Origin of the sequence: Streptococcus sp. 596553, from assembly GCF_900411395.1 — a bacterium.
Classification (GTDB): Bacteria; Bacillota; Bacilli; order Lactobacillales; family Streptococcaceae; genus Streptococcus; species Streptococcus mitis_BA.
The window spans coordinates 97,472-115,783 of the sequence record NZ_OXCQ01000003.1 but is presented as its reverse complement, the minus strand read 5'-3'; the positions used below and the strand labels follow the sequence as shown (position 1 = coordinate 115,783).

Here is an 18,312-nt window from a genome sequence, read left to right as displayed (position 1 = left end):
CATGTTAGAATTTATCGAATACCCAAAATGTTCAACTTGTAAAAAAGCAAAACAAGAATTAAACCAACTCGGTGTGGACTACAAAGCCGTCCATATCGTGGAAGAAACACCTAGTCAAGAAGTCATTTTAAACTGGCTAGAGACTTCAGGTTTTGAGTTGAAGCAATTTTTCAACACCAGTGGGATCAAATACCGTGAATTAGGGCTGAAAGATAAGGTAGGAAGCCTGTCAAACCAAGAAGCAGCTGAGTTACTAGCAAGCGACGGTATGTTGTTAAAACGGCCCATTTTAGTAGAAAACGGGACTGTTAAGCAAATCGGTTATCGAAAAGCTTATGAAGAATTGGGATTGAAATAGTTTTTACTTATCTCTTTGATAGATAAAATATATAACCTCCCTGTTTCAAAGTATGATAAACTAGTAGGTAGACAAAGTCTGTATCTGACCGTAGCAAATAATTTCATTGACGGCAGAAGTATGGTAGAATGAATCATTATCAGGAGAGGATGTTTTTATGAATGTTACAACGATTTTAGCATCAGATTGGTACCAAAACTTGATGCAATTGATTCCGGATGGCAAGCTGTTTAGCCTGCGTTCGGTCTTTGATGGGATTCCAAGAATTGTCCAACAACTTCCAACAACGATTATGTTGACAATTGGTGGTGCCTTTTTTGGCTTGGTTTTGGCGCTTCTTTTTGCCATTGTGAAAATCAATCGTGTCAAGATTTTATATCCCTTGCAGGCCTTCTTCGTTAGTTTCTTAAAAGGGACACCGATTTTGGTGCAACTCATGTTGACCTACTACGGAATTCCTTTGGTTTTGAAAGCCCTCAATCAGCAATGGGGAACTGGTCTCAATATCAATGCCATTCCAGCTGCTGCTTTTGCCATTGTTGCCTTTGCCTTTAATGAGGCAGCTTATGCTAGTGAAACCATTCGTGCAGCCATTCTCTCAGTCAATCCTGGTGAGATTGAAGCGGCACGCAGTCTGGGGATGACCCGAGCGCAAGTTTATCGTCGAGTGATTATTCCAAATGCGGCCGTTGTAGCGACTCCAACCTTGATCAATTCCCTCATCGGCTTGACCAAGGGCACGTCCCTAGCCTTTAGTGCGGGTGTTGTGGAAGTCTTTGCCCAAGCTCAGATTCTAGGTGGAGCTGATTACCGCTATTTTGAACGCTTCATCTCCGTTGCCCTTGTTTATTGGATAGTCAATATCGGAATTGAAAGCCTCGGTCGTTTCATCGAGAGAAAAATGGCTATTTCTGCACCTGATACAGTGCAGACAGATGTGAAAGGAGACCTTCGTTAATGATTAAGATTTCGAATTTAAGTAAATCCTTTTCAGGACAGACTGTCTTGGATCATCTGGACTTGGATATTCAAAAAGGGGAAGTTGTAGCCTTGATTGGTTCTTCAGGAGCTGGAAAATCAACTTTTCTTCGTAGTCTCAATTATCTTGAAACACCTGACAGTGGCTCGATTCAGATTGATGATTTTTCAGTTGATTTTTCTAAAATCACTCAAGAAGAAATCCTTGCCCTACGCCGTAAGCTGTCTATGGTATTTCAACAGTTTAATTTGTTTGAACGCCGCACGGCACTTGATAATGTGAAAGAAGGTTTGGTTGTTGTCAAGAAATTATCTGACCAAGAAGCAACCAAGATTGCCAAGGAAGAGTTGGCTAAGGTTGGACTTTCTGACCGTGAAAACCATTATCCTCGTCATTTATCAGGTGGACAGAAGCAACGGGTTGCCTTGGCGCGTGCGCTTGCTATGAAACCAGATGTCTTGCTCTTAGATGAACCAACTTCAGCCCTTGACCCAGAATTGGTCGGTGAAGTAGAGAAGTCTATTGCAGATGCTGCTAAGTCAGGTCAGACCATGATTTTGGTCAGTCATGACATGTCCTTTGTAGCCCAAGTAGCTGATAAGATTCTCTTCTTAGATAAGGGGAAAATCATTGAGTCTGGAACACCGGATGAGATTATCCACCATCCTAAAGAAGAGCGGACAAAAGAATTCTTTGCTAGTTACAAACGGACTTATATTTGATATAATAGATAAAGGAAAACTCAGTTAGCTGGACTAGCTGAGTTTACTCTTTAAAAAAGATAGAAATGAGAGAAATCATGCTACTGCAACTATTTTCTTTATATTTCGAGAGTTTGATCTTGACCACCATCCTCGTCCTGATTTTTTTAGGGATTTGGATTGGACTAAGAGCCATGTCGGGAGTTGATAAGACAGCCAAGGCTCGCCAAGCCCATCTCTATGATATGATTATGATTGGAGTCTTGGTTGTTCCAGTATTATCCTTTGCGGTTATGAGTTTAATTCTTGTTTTCGAAGCATAATCCTTGCATGATTGACAAGAAAGAGTTAGAATAAAGATAGTTACAACAAGAAAGAAGGAAACTATATGTACGATACTATTATTATCGGTGCTGGACCTGCAGGGATGACTGCAGCCTTATACGCTGCTCGAAGCAATCTGAAAGTAGCCTTGATTGAAGGTGGTTTACCAGGTGGTCAGATGAATAATACATCTGATATTGAAAATTACCCAGGATACGCTAATATTAGTGGGCCAGAATTGGCAGAAAAGATGTTTGAACCGCTTGAAAATCTTGGTGTTGAGCACATTTATGGCTATGTTGAAAATGTCGAAGATCATGGTGATTTTAAGAAAGTGATGACTGATGACCAAACATATGAAACACGTACAGTTATCGTAGCAACTGGTTCTAAACACCGTCCTTTGGGAGTACCTGGAGAAGAAGAACTGAACAGCCGTGGTGTTTCTTATTGTGCCGTATGTGATGGTGCTTTCTTCCGTGACCAAGATTTGTTGGTAGTTGGTGGTGGAGATTCAGCTGTTGAAGAAGCCCTCTTCTTGACTCGTTTTGCCAAGACTGTTACCATTGTTCACCGTCGTGACCAACTTCGTGCTCAAAAGGTTTTACAAGACCGCGCCTTTGCGAATGAGAAAATCAGCTTTATCTGGGATTCTGTAGTTAAGGAAATCAAAGGTGAAAACCGAGTAGAATCTGTCGTATTTGAAAATGTGAAAACAGGTCAAGTGACAGAACAAGCCTTCGGTGGCGTCTTTATCTATGTTGGATTGGACCCTCTTAGCGATTTTGTTAAAGAATTGAATATCCAAGATCAGGCTGGCTGGATTGTGACAGATAACCACATGAAAACTGCAGTTGACGGTATTTTTGCAGTTGGAGATGTTCGCTTGAAAGACCTTCGCCAAGTAACAACAGCAGTTGGAGATGGGGCCATCGCCGGTCAAGAAGTTTACAAGTTTATCACCGAACATAGTTAATCATAAAAAAAGTTTCCAATCAGATGACTGGAAACTTTTTTATAGTCTATTTCGGAAAACTTCGTACATGAGAATGGCTGCAGCAACACTGGCATTGAGACTTTGAACATGTCCATTCATCGGAATGGTAATCATCTCATCAACCTGTTTTTTGATGTTGCTAGAGATGCCTTTTCCTTCATTTCCGATGATGAGGGCAATTTTCCCTTTTGTATTCCACTTGTGGCAAGGAGTCCCATTCATATCTGTTCCAAAGGTCCAGAAGCCTTCATCCTTGAGTTTGTCTAGAGTTTGACTCAGATTGGTCACTCGGGCGATTGGAACATGCTCAATAGCACCTGTGGCCGTTTTGGCAACGACAGGAGTAACTCCGACAGCACGGTGCTTGGGAATGATGACTCCTGAAACATTGGTCGCATCAGCGGTTCTTAAGATGGAGCCTAAGTTGTGAGGATCAGTTAACCCGTCCAGAATCAATAGCAAAGGATTTTCTTCTTGACGCGTTTTGGCAAGAATGTGATCTAGCTCGCTATAGGCAAATTCAGATACTCGTAGAACAAAACCTTGGTGGACAGCACCTTCAGTCATCTCAGAGAGGGATTTTTTTGAAGTCCAGGAAATGGACACCTTCTTTTCTGTAGCCAGTTCTTTGACTTTCTCAAGATTCTTACCTCGGAGATCTTCTTGGAGGTAAAGTTTGTTTCCTGTGTTTGCAAGGAGGGCTTCGGTAACGGCGTGAACGCCATAGACAATATCATTTGTTTTCATGCCTCTATTATAACACAAAACCCCGTCTTGCAACGGGATTTTCTTTATTCAAGAATCAGTAAACCATCTTTAACTTCAAATGGGTCTTTTTCATTGATACGGTCGTAAAACATGATTCCGTTGATGTGGTCAATTTCATGCTGAACAACGATGGAGTTGTAGCCTTTGAGTTTGATACGGTGTTTTTCTCCATCCTTGTCAAAGTAGTCAACAGTAACGCGGGCATGGCGAATAACATAGCCAGGCACGTTACGGTCAACAGATAGGCAACCTTCTCCTTCACCAAGAGCAGCGTCCTGAACAGAGTGAGAGACGATTTTTGGATTGTACATAATGGCTTGCAAATCGTAGGCTTCCTCTGGAGTTTCACCTTCTTCAACAATATTAGGCACCAAAACAGCGATAATGCGTTTTGAGATATCTAACTGGGGAGCAGCCAGTCCAACCCCCCCGCGTAACCCCATCTTTTCAGCCATGACAGGATCTTGGGAATGTTTGAGGAATTGCATCATCTTTTCGCCAAGGATGATTTCCTGGTCAGACAAGGGAAAAGTGACTTCCTCAGCAACCGCGCGTAGAGTAGGATTCCCTTCGCGGATAATATCGTTCATATCAATTAAGTGAGCAGCTTTTGTAATACGTTCTATAGCAGACATTTTCTCTCCTTTCATTACCTCTACATGATAACACAAAATGACAAGGATTGAAAGTATTATAGCCTTTAGGATTTATAGAAAATAGATAGGATGTTCAATTCAATTGTGAAAGAAATACTTATCTGTGATATAATAAAAAGAAAAGGCTTGCATAAGAAAGTAGGGAGAATGAAGATGCAAAGAAGACAAGATAGAAATCAGGGTGGTTTAGCTTTTCGTTTTATGAAGGGCTTGGTAAACTTTTTTAGGAGTTATCGCAGGTGGAGCAATAAAGGATTTGTGGCGGTACTCTTGCTAGCAGTTGCTTTATCAATGGGCTTGGTCTTATTGTTTGAAAGTTTCCAAGGCATGCCTCTGACCAGTCAAAAACGAGATACTATTTCTCAAGAGGGGACCAAGCAAAAGTCTCAGGAGCAGGAAGAGGAAAAATCTGCTAGAATTATGGCCAACGGAGATTTGCTCTACCACGATGGACTTTTCTTTTCAGCTAAAAAAGAAGACGGTACCTATGACTTTCATGAGAATTTTGAGTATGTGACACCTTGGCTCAAGCAAGCAGATTTAGCTATTGGTGATTTTGAAGGAACCATCAATAAGGATCATTATTTAGCGGGTTATCCTCTCTTTAATGCTCCTGCTGAAGTTATGGATGCCATTAAGGATGCAGGTTATCATGTGCTGGATTTAGCTCATAATCATATTTTGGATTCGCAAATTGAGGGAGTTATTTCAACGACCGATATTATTGAGAAAGCTGGAATCACTCCAATCGGAGTTTATACGCATGAACCACGTGATCAGGCTCCGCTGGTCATTAAGGAAGTGAATGGTATCAAGGTTGCACTGTTAGCCTATTCCTATGGTTTCAATGGAATTGAGCAGTATATTTCTCAGGAAGACTATAATCGTTATCTTTCAGATTTAAACGAAGATAAGATGAAGGCTGAAATTGAACGGGCAGAGAAGGAAGCAGATATCACCATTATCATGCCTCAGATGGGTGTGGAGTATCGCTTGGAACCAACTGAAGAACAAAAGGCTCTTTATCACAAGATGATCGATTGGGGAGCAGATGTTATCTTTGGAGGGCACCCACATGTAGTTGAGCCATCTGAAATTGTTGAAAAAGATGGGGAGAAGAAACTCATTATCTATTCAATGGGGAACTTCATTTCCAATCAACGGATTGAATCTATGGGAGATGAAGAGAATGCTAAGTGGACTGAACGTGGCGTTCTCATGGACGTGACCATTAAGAAGAAGGATGGAAAAACAACTATCGGAACAGCTAAAGCTCATCCTACTTGGGTCAATCGAACACCAAAGGGAACTTTTTCACCAGAAGGATATCCCCTATATCATTATCAAACCTATATATTGGAAGATTTCATAGAGGGTGGCAGTCATCGTGATCAATTAGATGAAGCGACTAAGGAACGAATTGATACAGCCTATAAAGAAATGAACGAACATGTAGGATTGAAGTGGGATTAGTTTGAATACAGAGGGAAGTAAATGACGATTAAGGTAATTGCGACAGATATGGATGGAACCTTGCTGGATGCCAGAGGACAGCTTGATATTCCACGCTTGGAAAAGATTTTAGATCAGTTGGATCAAAGGGGTATTCGTTTTGTCATCGCGACGGGGAATGAAATTCACCGCATGAGGCAACTACTGGAGCACTTGGTCGATCGAGTGGTTCTGGTTGTTGCCAATGGTGCTCGTATTTTTGAAAACAATGAATTGATTCAGGCTCAGACTTGGGATGATGCCATTGTCGATAAGGCTTTGGCTCATTTCAAGGGTCGAGCGTGTCAGGATCAGTTTGTTGTAACGGGTATGAAGGGTGGTTTCGTCAAAGAAGGTACGATTTTTACAGATCTTGAAAGTTTTATGACTCCAGAAATGATTGAAAAATTCTACCAACGGATGCAGTTTGTGGATGAATTAACCTCTGACCTCTTTGGTGGTGTGCTCAAGATGAGTATGGTTGTTGGTGAGGAACGTTTGAGTTCGGTCTTGGAAGAAATCAATGACCTCTTTGATGGCCGTGTTCGGGCTGTATCGAGTGGCTATGGTTGCATCGATATCCTTCAAGCTGGGATTCATAAAGCATGGGGCTTAGAAGAATTACTCAAGCGCTGGGACTTGACCTCCCAACAAATCATGGCTTTTGGTGACAGTGAAAATGATGTTGAAATGCTTGAAATGGCTGGAATTGCCTATGCGATGGAAAATGCTGATGACAAAGCCAAAGCTGTTGCGACGGCTCTAGCGCCAGCCAACAGCCAAGGAGGAGTTTATCAAGTCTTGGAAAACTGGTTAGAAAAAGGAGAATGAAGTGGCAGTACAGTTATTAGAAAATTGGTTACTAAAGGAACAAGAAAAAATCCAAAACAAGTATCGTCACTTAAATCAGGTTTCTGTTGTAGAGCCAGACATTCTTTTTATTGGTGATTCCATTGTCGAATATTATCCTCTGCAGGAACTATTCGGGACTTCGAAGACAATTGTCAATCGAGGAATTCGTGGCTATCAGACAGGACTGTTATTAGAGAATCTAGATGCGCATCTGTACGGTGGGGCAGTAGATAAAATTGTCCTTTTGATTGGGACAAATGATGTCGGAAAAGATGTGCCTGTGAATGAGACTCTCAATAATCTCGAAGCTATCATACAGTCTATTGCTCGCGATTATCCATTGACAGAGATAAAATTGCTTTCCATTTTGCCAGTCAATGAGGGAGAGGAGTACCAGCAGACAGTCTATATCCGTACGAATGAAAAAATTCAGAAATGGAATCAAGTCTATAAAGAACTTTCTTCTGCCTATATGCAGGTGGAATTTTTGCCAGTTTTTGATAGTTTGACAGACCAAGAAAGCCAACTCAAAAAAGACTATACTACTGATGGATTGCACCTCAGTGTTGCTGGTTATCAGGTTTTGACAAAAACCTTGAAAGACTATCTTTACTAAATAGCGAAATAATGTTAAATTTGAGCATAATATCTTGTAAAAAATTCTAAAATCCTTTAAAATAAAAAGTGACGGAGGAATTTATGAATGTAAATCAGATTGTACGGATTATTCCTACTTTAAAAGTTAATAATAGAAAATTAAATGAAACATTTTATATTGAAACCCTTGGTATGAAGGCTTTGTTAGAAGAGTCAGCCTTTCTGTCACTAGGTGATCAAACAGGCCTTGAAAAACTTGTTTTAGAAGAAGCTCCAAGTATGCGCACTCGTAAGGTAGAGGGAAGAAAAAAACTAGCTAGATTGATTGTCAAGGTGGAAAATCCCTTGGAAATCGAAGGACTCTTATCTAAAACAGATTCGATTCATCAATTATATAAAGGTCAAAATGGCTACGCTTTTGAAATTTTTTCACCAGAAGATGATTTGATTTTGATTCATGCGGAAGATGATAGAGCAAGTCTAGTAGAAGTAGAAGAAAATCCTGAATTTCAAACAGATTTGGAATCAATTTCTTTAAGTAAATTTGAGATTTCCATGGAATTACACCTCCCAACGGATGTAGATAGTTTCTTGGAACTATCTGAAATTGGGGAAACCCTTGATTTTATCCCAGCTCAGGGTCAAGATTTGACTGTGGATAATGCCGTTACTTGGGACTTATCTATGCTCAAGTTCTTGGTCAATGAATTAGACATAGCAAGTCTGCGCCAGAAGTTTGAGTCTACTGAATATTTTATTCCTAAGTCTGAAAAATTCTTCCTTGGAAAAGATAGAAATAATGTTGAATTGTGGTTTGAAGAAGTATGAAGTGGACCAAGATTATTAAAAAAATAGAAGACCAAATCGAGGCAGGGATTTATCCCGGAGCCTCTTTTGCGTATTTTAAGGACCATCAATGGACGGAGTTCTATTTAGGCCAGAGTGACCTAGAGCATGGTTTACAGACTGAGGCAGGACTAGTTTATGACCTAGCTAGTGTCAGCAAGGTTGTTGGCGTTGGCACAGTTTTTACTTTTTTGTGGGAAAAAGGCAAATTAGATATTGACAGACCGGTAACAGATTTTTTAGCTGAGAGTGATTATCCAGACATCACTATTCGCCAGCTCTTAACCCACGCTACAGATCTTGATCCTTTTATTCCCAATCGAGACCTTTTAACAGCCTCAGAATTAAAGGAAGCGATGTTTCATCTCAATAGACGAAGTCAGCCAGCCTTTCTTTATTCGGATGTCCATTTTTTGCTGTTGGGTTTTATTTTGGAAAGAATCTTTAATCAAGACTTGGATGTGATTTTACAAGAACAAGTCTGGAATCTTTGGAGAATGACGGAAACCAAGTTTGGACCTGTTGAGCTTGCTGTTCCAACCGTCAGAGGTGTAGAGGCAGGTCTGGTACATGATCCCAAGGCTCGTCTCTTGGGCATACATGCTGGTAGTGCTGGTTTATTTTCGACTGTAAAGGATTTACAAATCTTTTTAGAACACTATTTAGCAGATGATTTTGCAAGAGATTTGAGTCAAAATTTTTCTCCTTTGGATGACAAGAAACGTTCTTTAGCATGGAATTTGGAGGGAGATTGGCTAGACCATACGGGCTATACAGGTACCTTTATCATGTGGAATCGTCAGAAGCAAGAAGCGGCCATTTTCCTATCGAATCGTACCTATGAAAAGGATGAGAGGGCTCAATGGATTGTAGACCGTAATCAAGTGATGGACTTGATTCGTAAAGAAGAGTAAGGAGAGACATGTCAAACAGTTTAAAAGGGACTTTATTAACAGTTGTGGCTGGGATTGCTTGGGGCTTGTCAGGAACGAGTGGCCAATACCTGATGGCACACGGAATTTCGGCTCTGGTTTTGACTAACTTGCGCCTTTTAATCGCTGGTGGGATTCTCGTGCTCTTGGCTTATGCTACTGCAAAGGATAAAATGCTGGCCTTTTTAACGGATAAGAAGAGTTTGCTGTCTCTTCTCATTTTTGCTCTAATTTGCCTCTTCCTCAATCAATTTGCCTATCTAACTGCTATTCAGGAAACCAATGCAGGAACTGCGACGGTGCTTCAGTATGTTTGTCCTGTCGGGATTTTGATTTATAGCTGTATCAAGGATAAGGTGGCGCCGACGCTGGGAGAGATAGTTTCCATCATATTAGCCATCGGAGGAACCTTCCTGATCGCCACTCATGGGCAGTTGGACCAGTTATCTATGACACCTTCTGGCCTGTTCTGGGGTCTATTTTCTGCTCTGACTTACGCCCTTTATATCATTTTGCCCATAGCCTTGATTAAGAAGTGGGGGAGTAGTTTGATCATTGGTGTGGGAATGGTCATAGCAGGTTTGGTTGCCCTTCCTTTTACAGGAGTTCTACAGACTACTATCCCAACAAGTCTTGATTTTCTCCTTGCTTTTGCAGGTATTATCCTTATCGGGACTGTCTTTGCCTATACAGCTTTCCTTAAAGGAGCCAGTCTGATAGGACCAGTTAAGTCAAGCTTGTTGGCTTCGATTGAGCCAATCTCAGCGGTTTTCTTTGCCTTCTTAATAATGAATGAACAATTTTATCCCATTGATTTTCTTGGTATGGCAATGATTTTAATTGCAGTAACTTTGATTTCGTTGAAAGATTTACTCTTAGAGAAATAAAAAGACTCTTTGTCCGTGACAGAGAGGTTTTATGTAGTATTTTATACTCAATGAAAATCAAAGAGCAAACTAGGAAACTAGCCGCAGGCTGTACTTGAGTACGGCAAGGCGACGTTGACGCGGTTTGAATTTGATTTTCGAAGAGTATTAATTGTTTTCAAGATAAAATTCAAATCGTTCACCTACATATTGACTTTTTACGTATTCAAAAGCAGTACCATCTTCTAGGTAGGAAACCTGAGTCAAACCAAGAATAGCATGTCCTTTTTCAACTTCTAAATAGTGGGCAATCTTTTCTTTAGCAAGACGAGCATAGATGGTCTGCTGTGATTTACCAATACGGTAGCCATGTTTTTGCAAGGTTTGGAAGAAATGACTGGTGATTTCTTCTTTTTTAAAGTCCTTAATGAATTTCTCAGGAATAGAAGCAACCTCATAAACCAGAGGAACTTGGTCGGCATAGCGAACCCGCTCCATTCGGATAATATTTTCGGTAGGAGAAATTCCTAGCTTGGCAACTTCCTGTTCATTGGGAATGGTTTTTCTGTAGGAAATGAGTTGGCTAGAGGGTACTTTACCTTGGGACTTAACAATTTCAGTAAAACTGGTTGTCCCTCGCATTTTTTCTTGTACACGTGTACTGGATACAAAGGTGCCGCTTCCTACACGACGCTCTAAAACGCCTTCTTCGACCAATAGAGATACGGCTTGGCGGAGGGTCATGCGACTAACCGCAAACTGCTCTGCTAAATCTCGTTCACTAGGGAGTCTTTCTCCAATAGCCCAACGGTGCTCGTCAATATCCTTTTTAATCTGATCGTGGATTTTCATATAAGCAGGTAGCATATTTTTCACTTCATTTCTATCTTTTCTCTATTGTACCCTAATAAACTAGAAAAAGTCAAACTTCGCCTTGTTTAGTTGGTAATTCACTAGTATTTGTGATAGAATATTGAAAAAAGATATTTCTTTTGAGAAAGGAAAAAGATGAGCAACATTTCAACTGATTTGCAAGATGTAGAAAAAATCATCGTATTGGACTATGGTAGCCAATACAACCAGCTGATTTCACGCCGTATCCGTGAGATTGGTGTTTTTTCAGAACTAAAAAGCCATAAAATTTCAGCTGCTGAAGTTCGTGAAATCAACCCTGTAGGAATCATCCTTTCAGGTGGTCCAAATTCTGTATACGAAGATGGTTCATTCGATATTGACCCAGAAATCTTCGAACTCGGAATTCCTATTTTGGGAATTTGTTACGGTATGCAGTTATTGACCCATAAACTTGGAGGAAAAGTTGTTCCTGCAGGTGATGCTGGGAATCGTGAATACGGTCAATCAACCCTAACTCACACACCATCAGCGCTTTTTGAATCAACACCTGATGAACAGACTGTTTTGATGAGCCATGGTGATGCGGTTACTGAGATTCCTGCTGACTTTGTTCGTACTGGAACATCAGCTGACTGCCCTTATGCAGCCATTGAAAACCCAGATAAACACATTTACGGTATCCAATTCCACCCAGAAGTTCGCCATTCTGTATACGGGAATGATATCCTTCGTAACTTTGCCCTTAACATTTGTAAGGCTAAAGGCGACTGGACAATGGATAACTTCATTGACATGCAGATCCAAAAAATCCGTGAGACCGTCGGTGATAAACGTGTTCTTCTTGGTCTATCAGGTGGTGTTGACTCATCTGTCGTTGGGGTTCTTCTCCAAAAGGCTATTGGCGATCAATTGATCTGTATCTTTGTAGACCACGGTCTTCTTCGTAAAGGGGAAGCAGACCAAGTTATGGACATGCTTGGTGGTAAGTTTGGTTTAAATATCGTCAAAGCAGACGCTGCAAAACGTTTCCTTGACAAACTTGCAGGTGTTTCTGACCCTGAGCAAAAACGTAAAATCATCGGTAACGAGTTTGTCTATGTATTCGATGACGAAGCAAGCAAGCTCAAAGATGTGAAATTCCTTGCTCAAGGTACCTTATATACAGACGTTATCGAGTCTGGTACAGATACAGCTCAAACTATTAAGTCACACCACAACGTGGGTGGTCTTCCAGAAGACATGCAGTTTGAACTCATCGAACCACTCAACACTCTTTATAAGGACGAAGTTCGTGCCCTAGGTACAGAGCTTGGTATGCCAGAACATATCGTATGGCGCCAACCATTCCCAGGACCAGGACTTGCTATCCGTGTCATGGGAGAAATCACTGAAGAGAAACTGGAAACAGTTCGTGAGTCAGACGCTATCCTGCGTGAGGAAATTGCTAAAGCTGGTCTTGACCGCGATATTTGGCAATATTTCACTGTCAACACAGGCGTTCGTTCAGTTGGTGTTATGGGTGACGGTCGTACGTATGACTACACAATTGCAATCCGTGCTATCACTTCTATCGATGGTATGACTGCTGACTTTGCCAAAATTCCTTGGGATGTCCTTCAAAAAATCTCTGTTCGTATCGTAAATGAAGTAGATCACGTTAACCGTATCGTCTACGATATTACAAGTAAACCACCTGCAACTGTTGAGTGGGAGTAAGAAAAATTACAATAAAAAGGCTTTGAAATCAATGTTTCAGAGCCTTTAATTAAATAATCGCAAACAATTCGCAAACAAAGGAGCTGAGTAAATGACACCTTATACAGATAAAATAATTGATACTATTGCTAAGTATTTACCAAAAAATGAAAATGAATGGGAACTCGTTGGTTTTATAAACAAAAAGAAGGAAATCTACACGTTTGGGAGTGATTCAAAGATTATAGGTAGATTGTTTGAAGTTATAGCTTTTGAAGCATTGCAACGTTCAGCCAATGAATTGGGCTATACTTTACATGAATCTGAAAAACAAACTGTATACCCTGATTTTTATTTTAAAAAGCAAGATGGGCGAAAAATTGCCATCGATATAAAAACTACTTACAGAAGAAGCGAAAATACGAAATTTGGCTTTACTGGAGGTAGTTTTACAAGTTTTATGAGAAATGGAACAAAGAATATTGTAGGTCATTACTCTGATTATGACGGTCATTATATTTTAGGTGTTGTCTATACTCGAGAGACGAAACCAACTACTGGAAAAGTTAATTTTGAGAAATTAGATTCTATAATTCCTGCATATAAAAATATAGAAATGTTTGTTCAAGAAAAGTATAGAATATGTGGTGATAAGAAAGGTAGTGGAAATACCGATAATATTGGAACAATTACTTCAACATCCATTAAGCCTTTTGTTTATGGTGCAGGCCCTTTCTCCGTTTTAGGAGATGATGTGTTTAAAGATTATTGGAAACATTACCCAAGATATACTGATACCCAAAAGGTAAAACAATCTTTATATAATAATCTTGAAGGATATTTTGATTGGCTTTCTAAAACAGATGAACCTAAATCGCTAGAATTAAAACAATTATATTCAGATTATCTATCTCAGTACGATGAAACATTTGATAAAAAATAGAGCAGTTCGCTCTATTTTTTATATTTCAAAAAGGCTAATTTGCTCTTGTTCAGGATGCACTTCATTTAGGTTTGAATTAGATTCACTTATTACTAGGGCTTCTATCATTTTATTTCGATTAGATTCCTTTGCTCCTAAGTGATAAAAATGTTCAGTAGTTAACAACTTTCCATCCGTCCATTTTTCCATGTGGGTATTTTTTCTATACTGATTTTCGTACCACATACTAAAGGCGTATCCTGCTTTTCCTTTTTGAGTAAGTTCTGCGAGTAATGTCGCGTATTCTTCACTCCAAGAATCATAATATCCATCATATCGATCAATGTACGGAGGGTCTAAATAAACAAAGTCATTTTCTCCCATCATCTCAAATGCTTTAGTGAAAGGAATACAGATAAATTCCCAATCTTTACCCTTCATTATTTTTTCAATCCATGAAACTTGATTTACAATTTTTGTAATCAATGCTTTTTGAAATCTCTCTGGTTTTCGTCCAAAAGGAACATTATAATTACCTTTATTATTAAAACGTATCATTCCATTAAAATTGGAACGTTGTAAAAATAAAAAATCTAAAGAGCTATGTTCTTTATTAAATCTATCTCTAACTTCATAGTAATAAGATGTCTTATCAGCCGGAGTACTAGATAATTTAGTTGCTTCATTTTCTAAAAAAGTTCTAACTGTTTGAGCAGTAATCTTCTTTGATTGAATATCTTTGTAAAATTGAATGATATAGGGATTGGTGTCACTAAAAATAGCCTTCTGTGGTTCTAAATTAAAACCTACTACACCAGATCCCATAAATGGTTCAAAGTATGTTCCTTTACCATCCCACTTTATTGATTCAGCAATAAATGGAACTAATTTAGTTTTTATTCCTTGGATTTTAATAGGTGGTACTTTAGGTGTGATAATTTTTTTAGGTAACAATTGTAATTCTCCTCCCCTACTATATGTATTCTATTATAGCATTTTTTATACTTTTTTCTTCAGAAACTGATTATAAACTTCTCCTATTCCTAAAATGTAAAGTTAAACGCATAAAATATTTAACACTACAAAAAATAGTCAAATAAATGTATTCTGCATTAAAAATTGATCTAAGCATTGTTGAACCTTCTTTATATAATTTCAGTGTTGTAATTATTTCACGCCACTGTTATAAAATAAGTGTCGTGTTTTGTCGACACATAAAATTGAAATAAAAAAAATAGGCTTGAAGCCTAAATTTTTCCGTGACGCACTAAAAGAGAACCCCTCACTATCATTCTGATAACAAAAGAAGTGGTTACATAATTTGTTTCTGTATATAGAGGTAAAATCTTTTTTAACTCAGCAATATCATCAATAGTAGTTTGATTTACTTGTAAATCAGTTCGAGTTTTTGGGGCACTTCGTTCTTCAACTTGAGACCCAAATTTTAATACTTTATCCCAGTTTTGTTCAGCAGTAATTTTTTTAGAATCTAAATAAGCTTGATTTACGACAAACCCATTAGTAAGATGAAGATTATCAAATTCTCCAGTTGCTTTTATTTCTTTTTTTAGAGCATCGATACTATTTCGTGTTTCTATTGCTAGTCTAACAGCTAATCTTACTATATCACCACCTTTTTATTACTAATACTATTATACAAAAAATGTTGTGTTTTTGTTACACATTAATTTCAACTCTGTAAACAATAGAAATTAATTCTAATAAATTCTTATAAAAATAACTAGTATAAATCCTTAATTTTAAACTATATCAAACCTTATCAATTTAGAAAACAATAGAATGGGAATAGTCATCTAAGGACTAATTTATGTAGTTTAATGAGCCAGTATCTTTGGGTACTGGTTTTTTACTATATATGGATTTTTGACGACTTGCTAAGACTAGGTTAATTTTCAACAAATTAACAGTTAGTTTGTAAGCCTTAAAAGATTAGAATTGTCAAAACAATCTGTCTAGGCTTGATTTTATCGCTTATTTACTATAAAATGAGAAGGAAAAACGTCAAACTTTTATATTGCAAATAGGAGAAATCATGACAAAAACATTAAAACGTCCTGAGGTTTTATCACCTGCAGGGACTTTAGAGAAGCTAAAAGTAGCTGTTCAGTATGGGGCAGATGCTGTCTTTATCGGTGGTCAGGCCTATGGTCTCCGTAGCCGTGCAGGAAACTTTACCTTTGAACAGATGGAGGAAGGAGTCCAGTTTGCGGCCAAGTACGGTGCCAAGGTCTATGTTGCTGCCAATATGGTTATGCACGAAGGAAATGAAGCTGGTGCTGGTGAGTGGTTCCGTAAACTGCGTGATATCGGGATTGCAGCAGTTATCGTATCTGACCCAGCCTTGATTATGATTGCAGCGACTGAAGCACCAGGTCTTGAAATCCACCTCTCTACTCAAGCCAGTGCCACTAACTATGAAACCCTTGAGTTCTGGAAAGAACTGGGCTTGACTCGTGTCGTTTTGGCGCGTGAGGTTTCGATGGAAGAATTAGCTGAAATCCGCAAACGTACAGATGTTGAGATTGAAGCCTTTGTTCACGGAGCCATGTGTATTTCTTACTCTGGTCGTTGTACTCTTTCAAACCACATGAGTATGCGTGATGCTAACCGTGGTGGTTGCTCTCAATCTTGCCGTTGGAAATACGACCTTTACGATATGCCATTTGGTCAAGAACGCAAGAGCTTGAAAGGTGAAATTCCAGAAGAATTTTCAATGTCAGCCGTTGACATGTCTATGATTGACCATATCCCAGATATGATTGAAAATGGTGTGGACAGTCTTAAGATTGAAGGGCGTATGAAGTCTATTCACTACGTATCAACAGTAACCAACTGCTACAAGGCGGCTGTGGATGCCTATCTTGAAAGTCCTGAAAAGTTTGAATCTATCAAACAAGACTTGGTGGACGAGATGTGGAAGGTTGCCCAACGTGAATTAGCAACAGGTTTCTACTATGGTACACCATCTGAAAATGAGCAGTTGTTTGGTGCGCGTCGTAAAATTCCTGAGTATAAGTTTGTCGCTGAAGTGGTTTCTTATGATGATGCGACTCAAACGGCAACCATTCGTCAACGGAATGTCATCAACGAAGGCGATCAAGTTGAGTTTTATGGACCAGGTTTCCGTCATTTTGAAACCTATATTGAGGATCTTCACGATGCCAAAGGCAATAAAATCGACCGTGCTCCAAATCCAATGGAACTATTGACTATTAAGGTGCCTCAACCTGTTCAAGCAGGAGACATGGTTCGTGCATTAAAAGAAGGACTCATCAATCTCTACAAAGAAGATGGAACTAGTGTCACAGTTCGAGCTTAATGTAGTTGTTTAGTTTTAAAAAATTATGCAAAGCTCCATATACAACACTTAAACGAGATTAAAGAATGGCGAAATCCCTTGATGTGCAAGGGATTAGCTGTCCTTTTTTATTTTTAAGTGATAAAGTCGGAGCTTAGGTATCAAAGCCTATCAAATTAAACAAAGAAGCGATGCCGTCGATATTTTGAAATCCTATATTTAAACGTAACACTCTCTATTTTTTTATGGTAGAGAGTTTTTTGTTAATAAAATTTCACAAAATGACATTTATATATTGCATTAAGTTGGATATATGATATAATGATGTTAAAAAGAGGCGCAACTTTTTAAAATTATAAGGAGGACGCAGGTGGCTAAAAATTTAAAATTAAAATTAGCTCGTGTAGAGCTTGATTTAACTCAAGGTCAACTGGCAGAGGCTGTGGGGGTGACGCGCCAGACTATTGGTTTGATAGAGGCGGGAAAATACAATCCCAGTCTCTCGCTCTGCCAGTCCATTTGCAGATGTTTAGGGAAAAGCCTAGACCAACTATTTTGGGAGGAAGAAGATGGTAAATAAATTTATTCATTATCAATTACTTGACGAAAGAGAAGAACAATTAATCAATAAAGCTGGGGCAGAATCCTTTTCCCTCTTTATTGGGCTGGTGCTTCTAAGCTATTTGGTGGCAGTGTTGGCTCCATCTCTTTTTAATCCGAATTTTCTAGTCTATACTCTGATAGTAGGAATTTTCTTCTTTTTCAATCGTGCCCGTTATCTGGGAGTGACCTACTATAGTCGTTTTCATTTTACGATTTTGGGTTGTTTTTTCCTAACCTTGGCTATTACGGCTCTTTTGATGTTGCAGAATTATCAATTCAACATAGAAATTTATCAGCACAATCCTTTGAACGTTAAATACCTATCTGCTTGGGCGATTACTTATGTCATTTACCTTCCATGGGTCTTTATTGGCAATCTTGGTCTGAAGAGCTATGGCGAATGGGCGCAGAAAAAATTTGAACAAGATATGGATGAACTGGAGAGTAGTGAATAGCTTGTTACTCTTTTCTCAATCCAGCTAAAATGTGATATAATAGTACTAATTTATTGGAATACATGAAAGTTCTTGAAAATTTTCATGGGTTTCTAG

20 protein-coding genes are annotated in these 18,312 nt (G+C 39.0%); 16 read left to right on the top strand and 4 right to left on the bottom strand.

Annotated features, from left to right (window positions below):
* Position 1: 1 nt before the first annotated feature.
* From DSY56_RS04860 to trxB, 5 genes are all read left to right on the top strand, one after another.
* Positions 2-358, top strand: a complete 357-nt coding sequence (locus DSY56_RS04860; RefSeq protein ID WP_000889091.1) for an arsenate reductase family protein — start codon at positions 2-4, stop codon at positions 356-358.
* Between the two features lie 157 nt (positions 359-515).
* Positions 516-1,316 (top strand): amino acid ABC transporter permease, encoded by an 801-nt coding sequence (locus DSY56_RS04855; protein ID WP_112444179.1) that lies wholly within the window; start codon positions 516-518, stop codon positions 1,314-1,316.
* Positions 1,316-2,059, top strand: coding sequence for an amino acid ABC transporter ATP-binding protein (locus DSY56_RS04850; protein WP_000590965.1), 744 nt, complete (start codon positions 1,316-1,318; stop codon positions 2,057-2,059). Before DSY56_RS04855 ends, DSY56_RS04850 begins: the two co-directional genes overlap by 1 nt.
* A gap of 77 nt (positions 2,060-2,136) precedes the next feature.
* The gene (locus DSY56_RS04845) at positions 2,137-2,361 is read left to right on the top strand and encodes a DUF4059 family protein (RefSeq protein WP_164226726.1); all 225 of its coding nucleotides are present in this window, start codon (positions 2,137-2,139) and stop codon (positions 2,359-2,361) included.
* A gap of 65 nt (positions 2,362-2,426) precedes the next feature.
* Positions 2,427-3,338 (top strand): thioredoxin-disulfide reductase, encoded by a 912-nt coding sequence (gene trxB / locus DSY56_RS04840; RefSeq protein ID WP_112444175.1) that lies wholly within the window; start codon positions 2,427-2,429, stop codon positions 3,336-3,338.
* Between the two features lie 39 nt (positions 3,339-3,377).
* On the opposite strand, the gene rlmB is transcribed toward trxB, so the two are convergent.
* Positions 3,378-4,106: a 23S rRNA (guanosine(2251)-2'-O)-methyltransferase RlmB gene (gene rlmB, locus DSY56_RS04835; protein ID WP_049497720.1), complete on the bottom strand. Its 729-nt coding sequence runs from the start codon at positions 4,104-4,106 to the stop codon at positions 3,378-3,380.
* Between the two features lie 44 nt (positions 4,107-4,150).
* Positions 4,151-4,762 (bottom strand): peptide deformylase, encoded by a 612-nt coding sequence (gene def / locus DSY56_RS04830; RefSeq protein WP_112444173.1) that lies wholly within the window; start codon positions 4,760-4,762, stop codon positions 4,151-4,153.
* A gap of 174 nt (positions 4,763-4,936) precedes the next feature.
* Here def and DSY56_RS04825 point away from each other — a divergent pair, with 174 nt between their 5' ends.
* From DSY56_RS04825 to DSY56_RS04800, 6 genes are all read left to right on the top strand, one after another.
* Positions 4,937-6,256: a CapA family protein gene (locus DSY56_RS04825; RefSeq protein ID WP_112444171.1), complete on the top strand. Its 1,320-nt coding sequence runs from the start codon at positions 4,937-4,939 to the stop codon at positions 6,254-6,256.
* 21 nt (positions 6,257-6,277) lie between these two features.
* Positions 6,278-7,105, top strand: a complete 828-nt coding sequence (locus DSY56_RS04820) for an HAD family hydrolase (RefSeq protein WP_112444169.1) — start codon at positions 6,278-6,280, stop codon at positions 7,103-7,105.
* Between the two features lies 1 nt (position 7,106).
* On the top strand, positions 7,107-7,742 hold the full coding sequence (locus tag DSY56_RS04815; protein WP_112444167.1) for an SGNH/GDSL hydrolase family protein: 636 nt from the start codon (positions 7,107-7,109) through the stop codon (positions 7,740-7,742).
* Positions 7,743-7,825: 83 nt separating this feature from the next.
* A complete protein-coding gene (locus tag DSY56_RS04810) occupies positions 7,826-8,551 on the top strand; it encodes a CppA family protein (RefSeq protein WP_112444165.1) in 726 nt (241 codons plus the stop codon).
* The gene (locus tag DSY56_RS04805) at positions 8,548-9,483 is read left to right on the top strand and encodes a serine hydrolase domain-containing protein (RefSeq protein WP_112444163.1); all 936 of its coding nucleotides are present in this window, start codon (positions 8,548-8,550) and stop codon (positions 9,481-9,483) included. Before DSY56_RS04810 ends, DSY56_RS04805 begins: the two co-directional genes overlap by 4 nt.
* An 8-nt stretch (positions 9,484-9,491) precedes the next feature.
* The gene (locus DSY56_RS04800) at positions 9,492-10,388 is read left to right on the top strand and encodes a DMT family transporter (RefSeq protein WP_112444161.1); all 897 of its coding nucleotides are present in this window, start codon (positions 9,492-9,494) and stop codon (positions 10,386-10,388) included.
* Between the two features lie 147 nt (positions 10,389-10,535).
* On the opposite strand, the gene DSY56_RS04795 is transcribed toward DSY56_RS04800, so the two are convergent.
* Positions 10,536-11,234 (bottom strand): GntR family transcriptional regulator, encoded by a 699-nt coding sequence (locus DSY56_RS04795; RefSeq protein WP_000936191.1) that lies wholly within the window; start codon positions 11,232-11,234, stop codon positions 10,536-10,538.
* A gap of 141 nt (positions 11,235-11,375) precedes the next feature.
* Between DSY56_RS04795 and guaA the strand changes: the two genes are divergently transcribed.
* A complete protein-coding gene (gene guaA / locus DSY56_RS04790; protein WP_112444159.1) occupies positions 11,376-12,938 on the top strand; it encodes a glutamine-hydrolyzing GMP synthase in 1,563 nt (520 codons plus the stop codon).
* Positions 12,939-13,029: 91 nt separating this feature from the next.
* Positions 13,030-13,860 (top strand): type II restriction endonuclease, encoded by an 831-nt coding sequence (locus DSY56_RS04785; protein ID WP_112444157.1) that lies wholly within the window; start codon positions 13,030-13,032, stop codon positions 13,858-13,860.
* An 18-nt stretch (positions 13,861-13,878) separates the two neighbouring features.
* Here the strand turns inward: DSY56_RS04785 and DSY56_RS04780 are convergent, their stop codons facing one another.
* Complete coding sequence (locus tag DSY56_RS04780; protein WP_050242102.1) at positions 13,879-14,793, bottom strand: DNA adenine methylase; 915 nt, start codon at positions 14,791-14,793, stop codon at positions 13,879-13,881.
* A gap of 1,099 nt (positions 14,794-15,892) precedes the next feature.
* Between DSY56_RS04780 and DSY56_RS04770 the strand changes: the two genes are divergently transcribed.
* The 3 genes from DSY56_RS04770 to DSY56_RS04760 all read left to right on the top strand — a co-directional run bounded on the left by DSY56_RS04770 (position 15,893) and on the right by DSY56_RS04760 (position 18,216).
* Positions 15,893-17,179 carry a peptidase U32 family protein gene (locus DSY56_RS04770; RefSeq protein ID WP_000169104.1) on the top strand — a complete coding sequence of 429 codons (1,287 nt, stop codon included), beginning with the start codon at positions 15,893-15,895 and terminating at the stop codon, positions 17,177-17,179.
* 349 nt (positions 17,180-17,528) lie between these two features.
* Positions 17,529-17,738 (top strand): helix-turn-helix transcriptional regulator, encoded by a 210-nt coding sequence (locus DSY56_RS04765; RefSeq protein WP_031223021.1) that lies wholly within the window; start codon positions 17,529-17,531, stop codon positions 17,736-17,738.
* Positions 17,728-18,216, top strand: coding sequence for a DUF6773 family protein (locus tag DSY56_RS04760; protein WP_112444153.1), 489 nt, complete (start codon positions 17,728-17,730; stop codon positions 18,214-18,216). The genes DSY56_RS04765 and DSY56_RS04760 overlap by 11 nt, the downstream gene beginning before the upstream one ends.
* Positions 18,217-18,312: the final 96 nt, after the last annotated feature.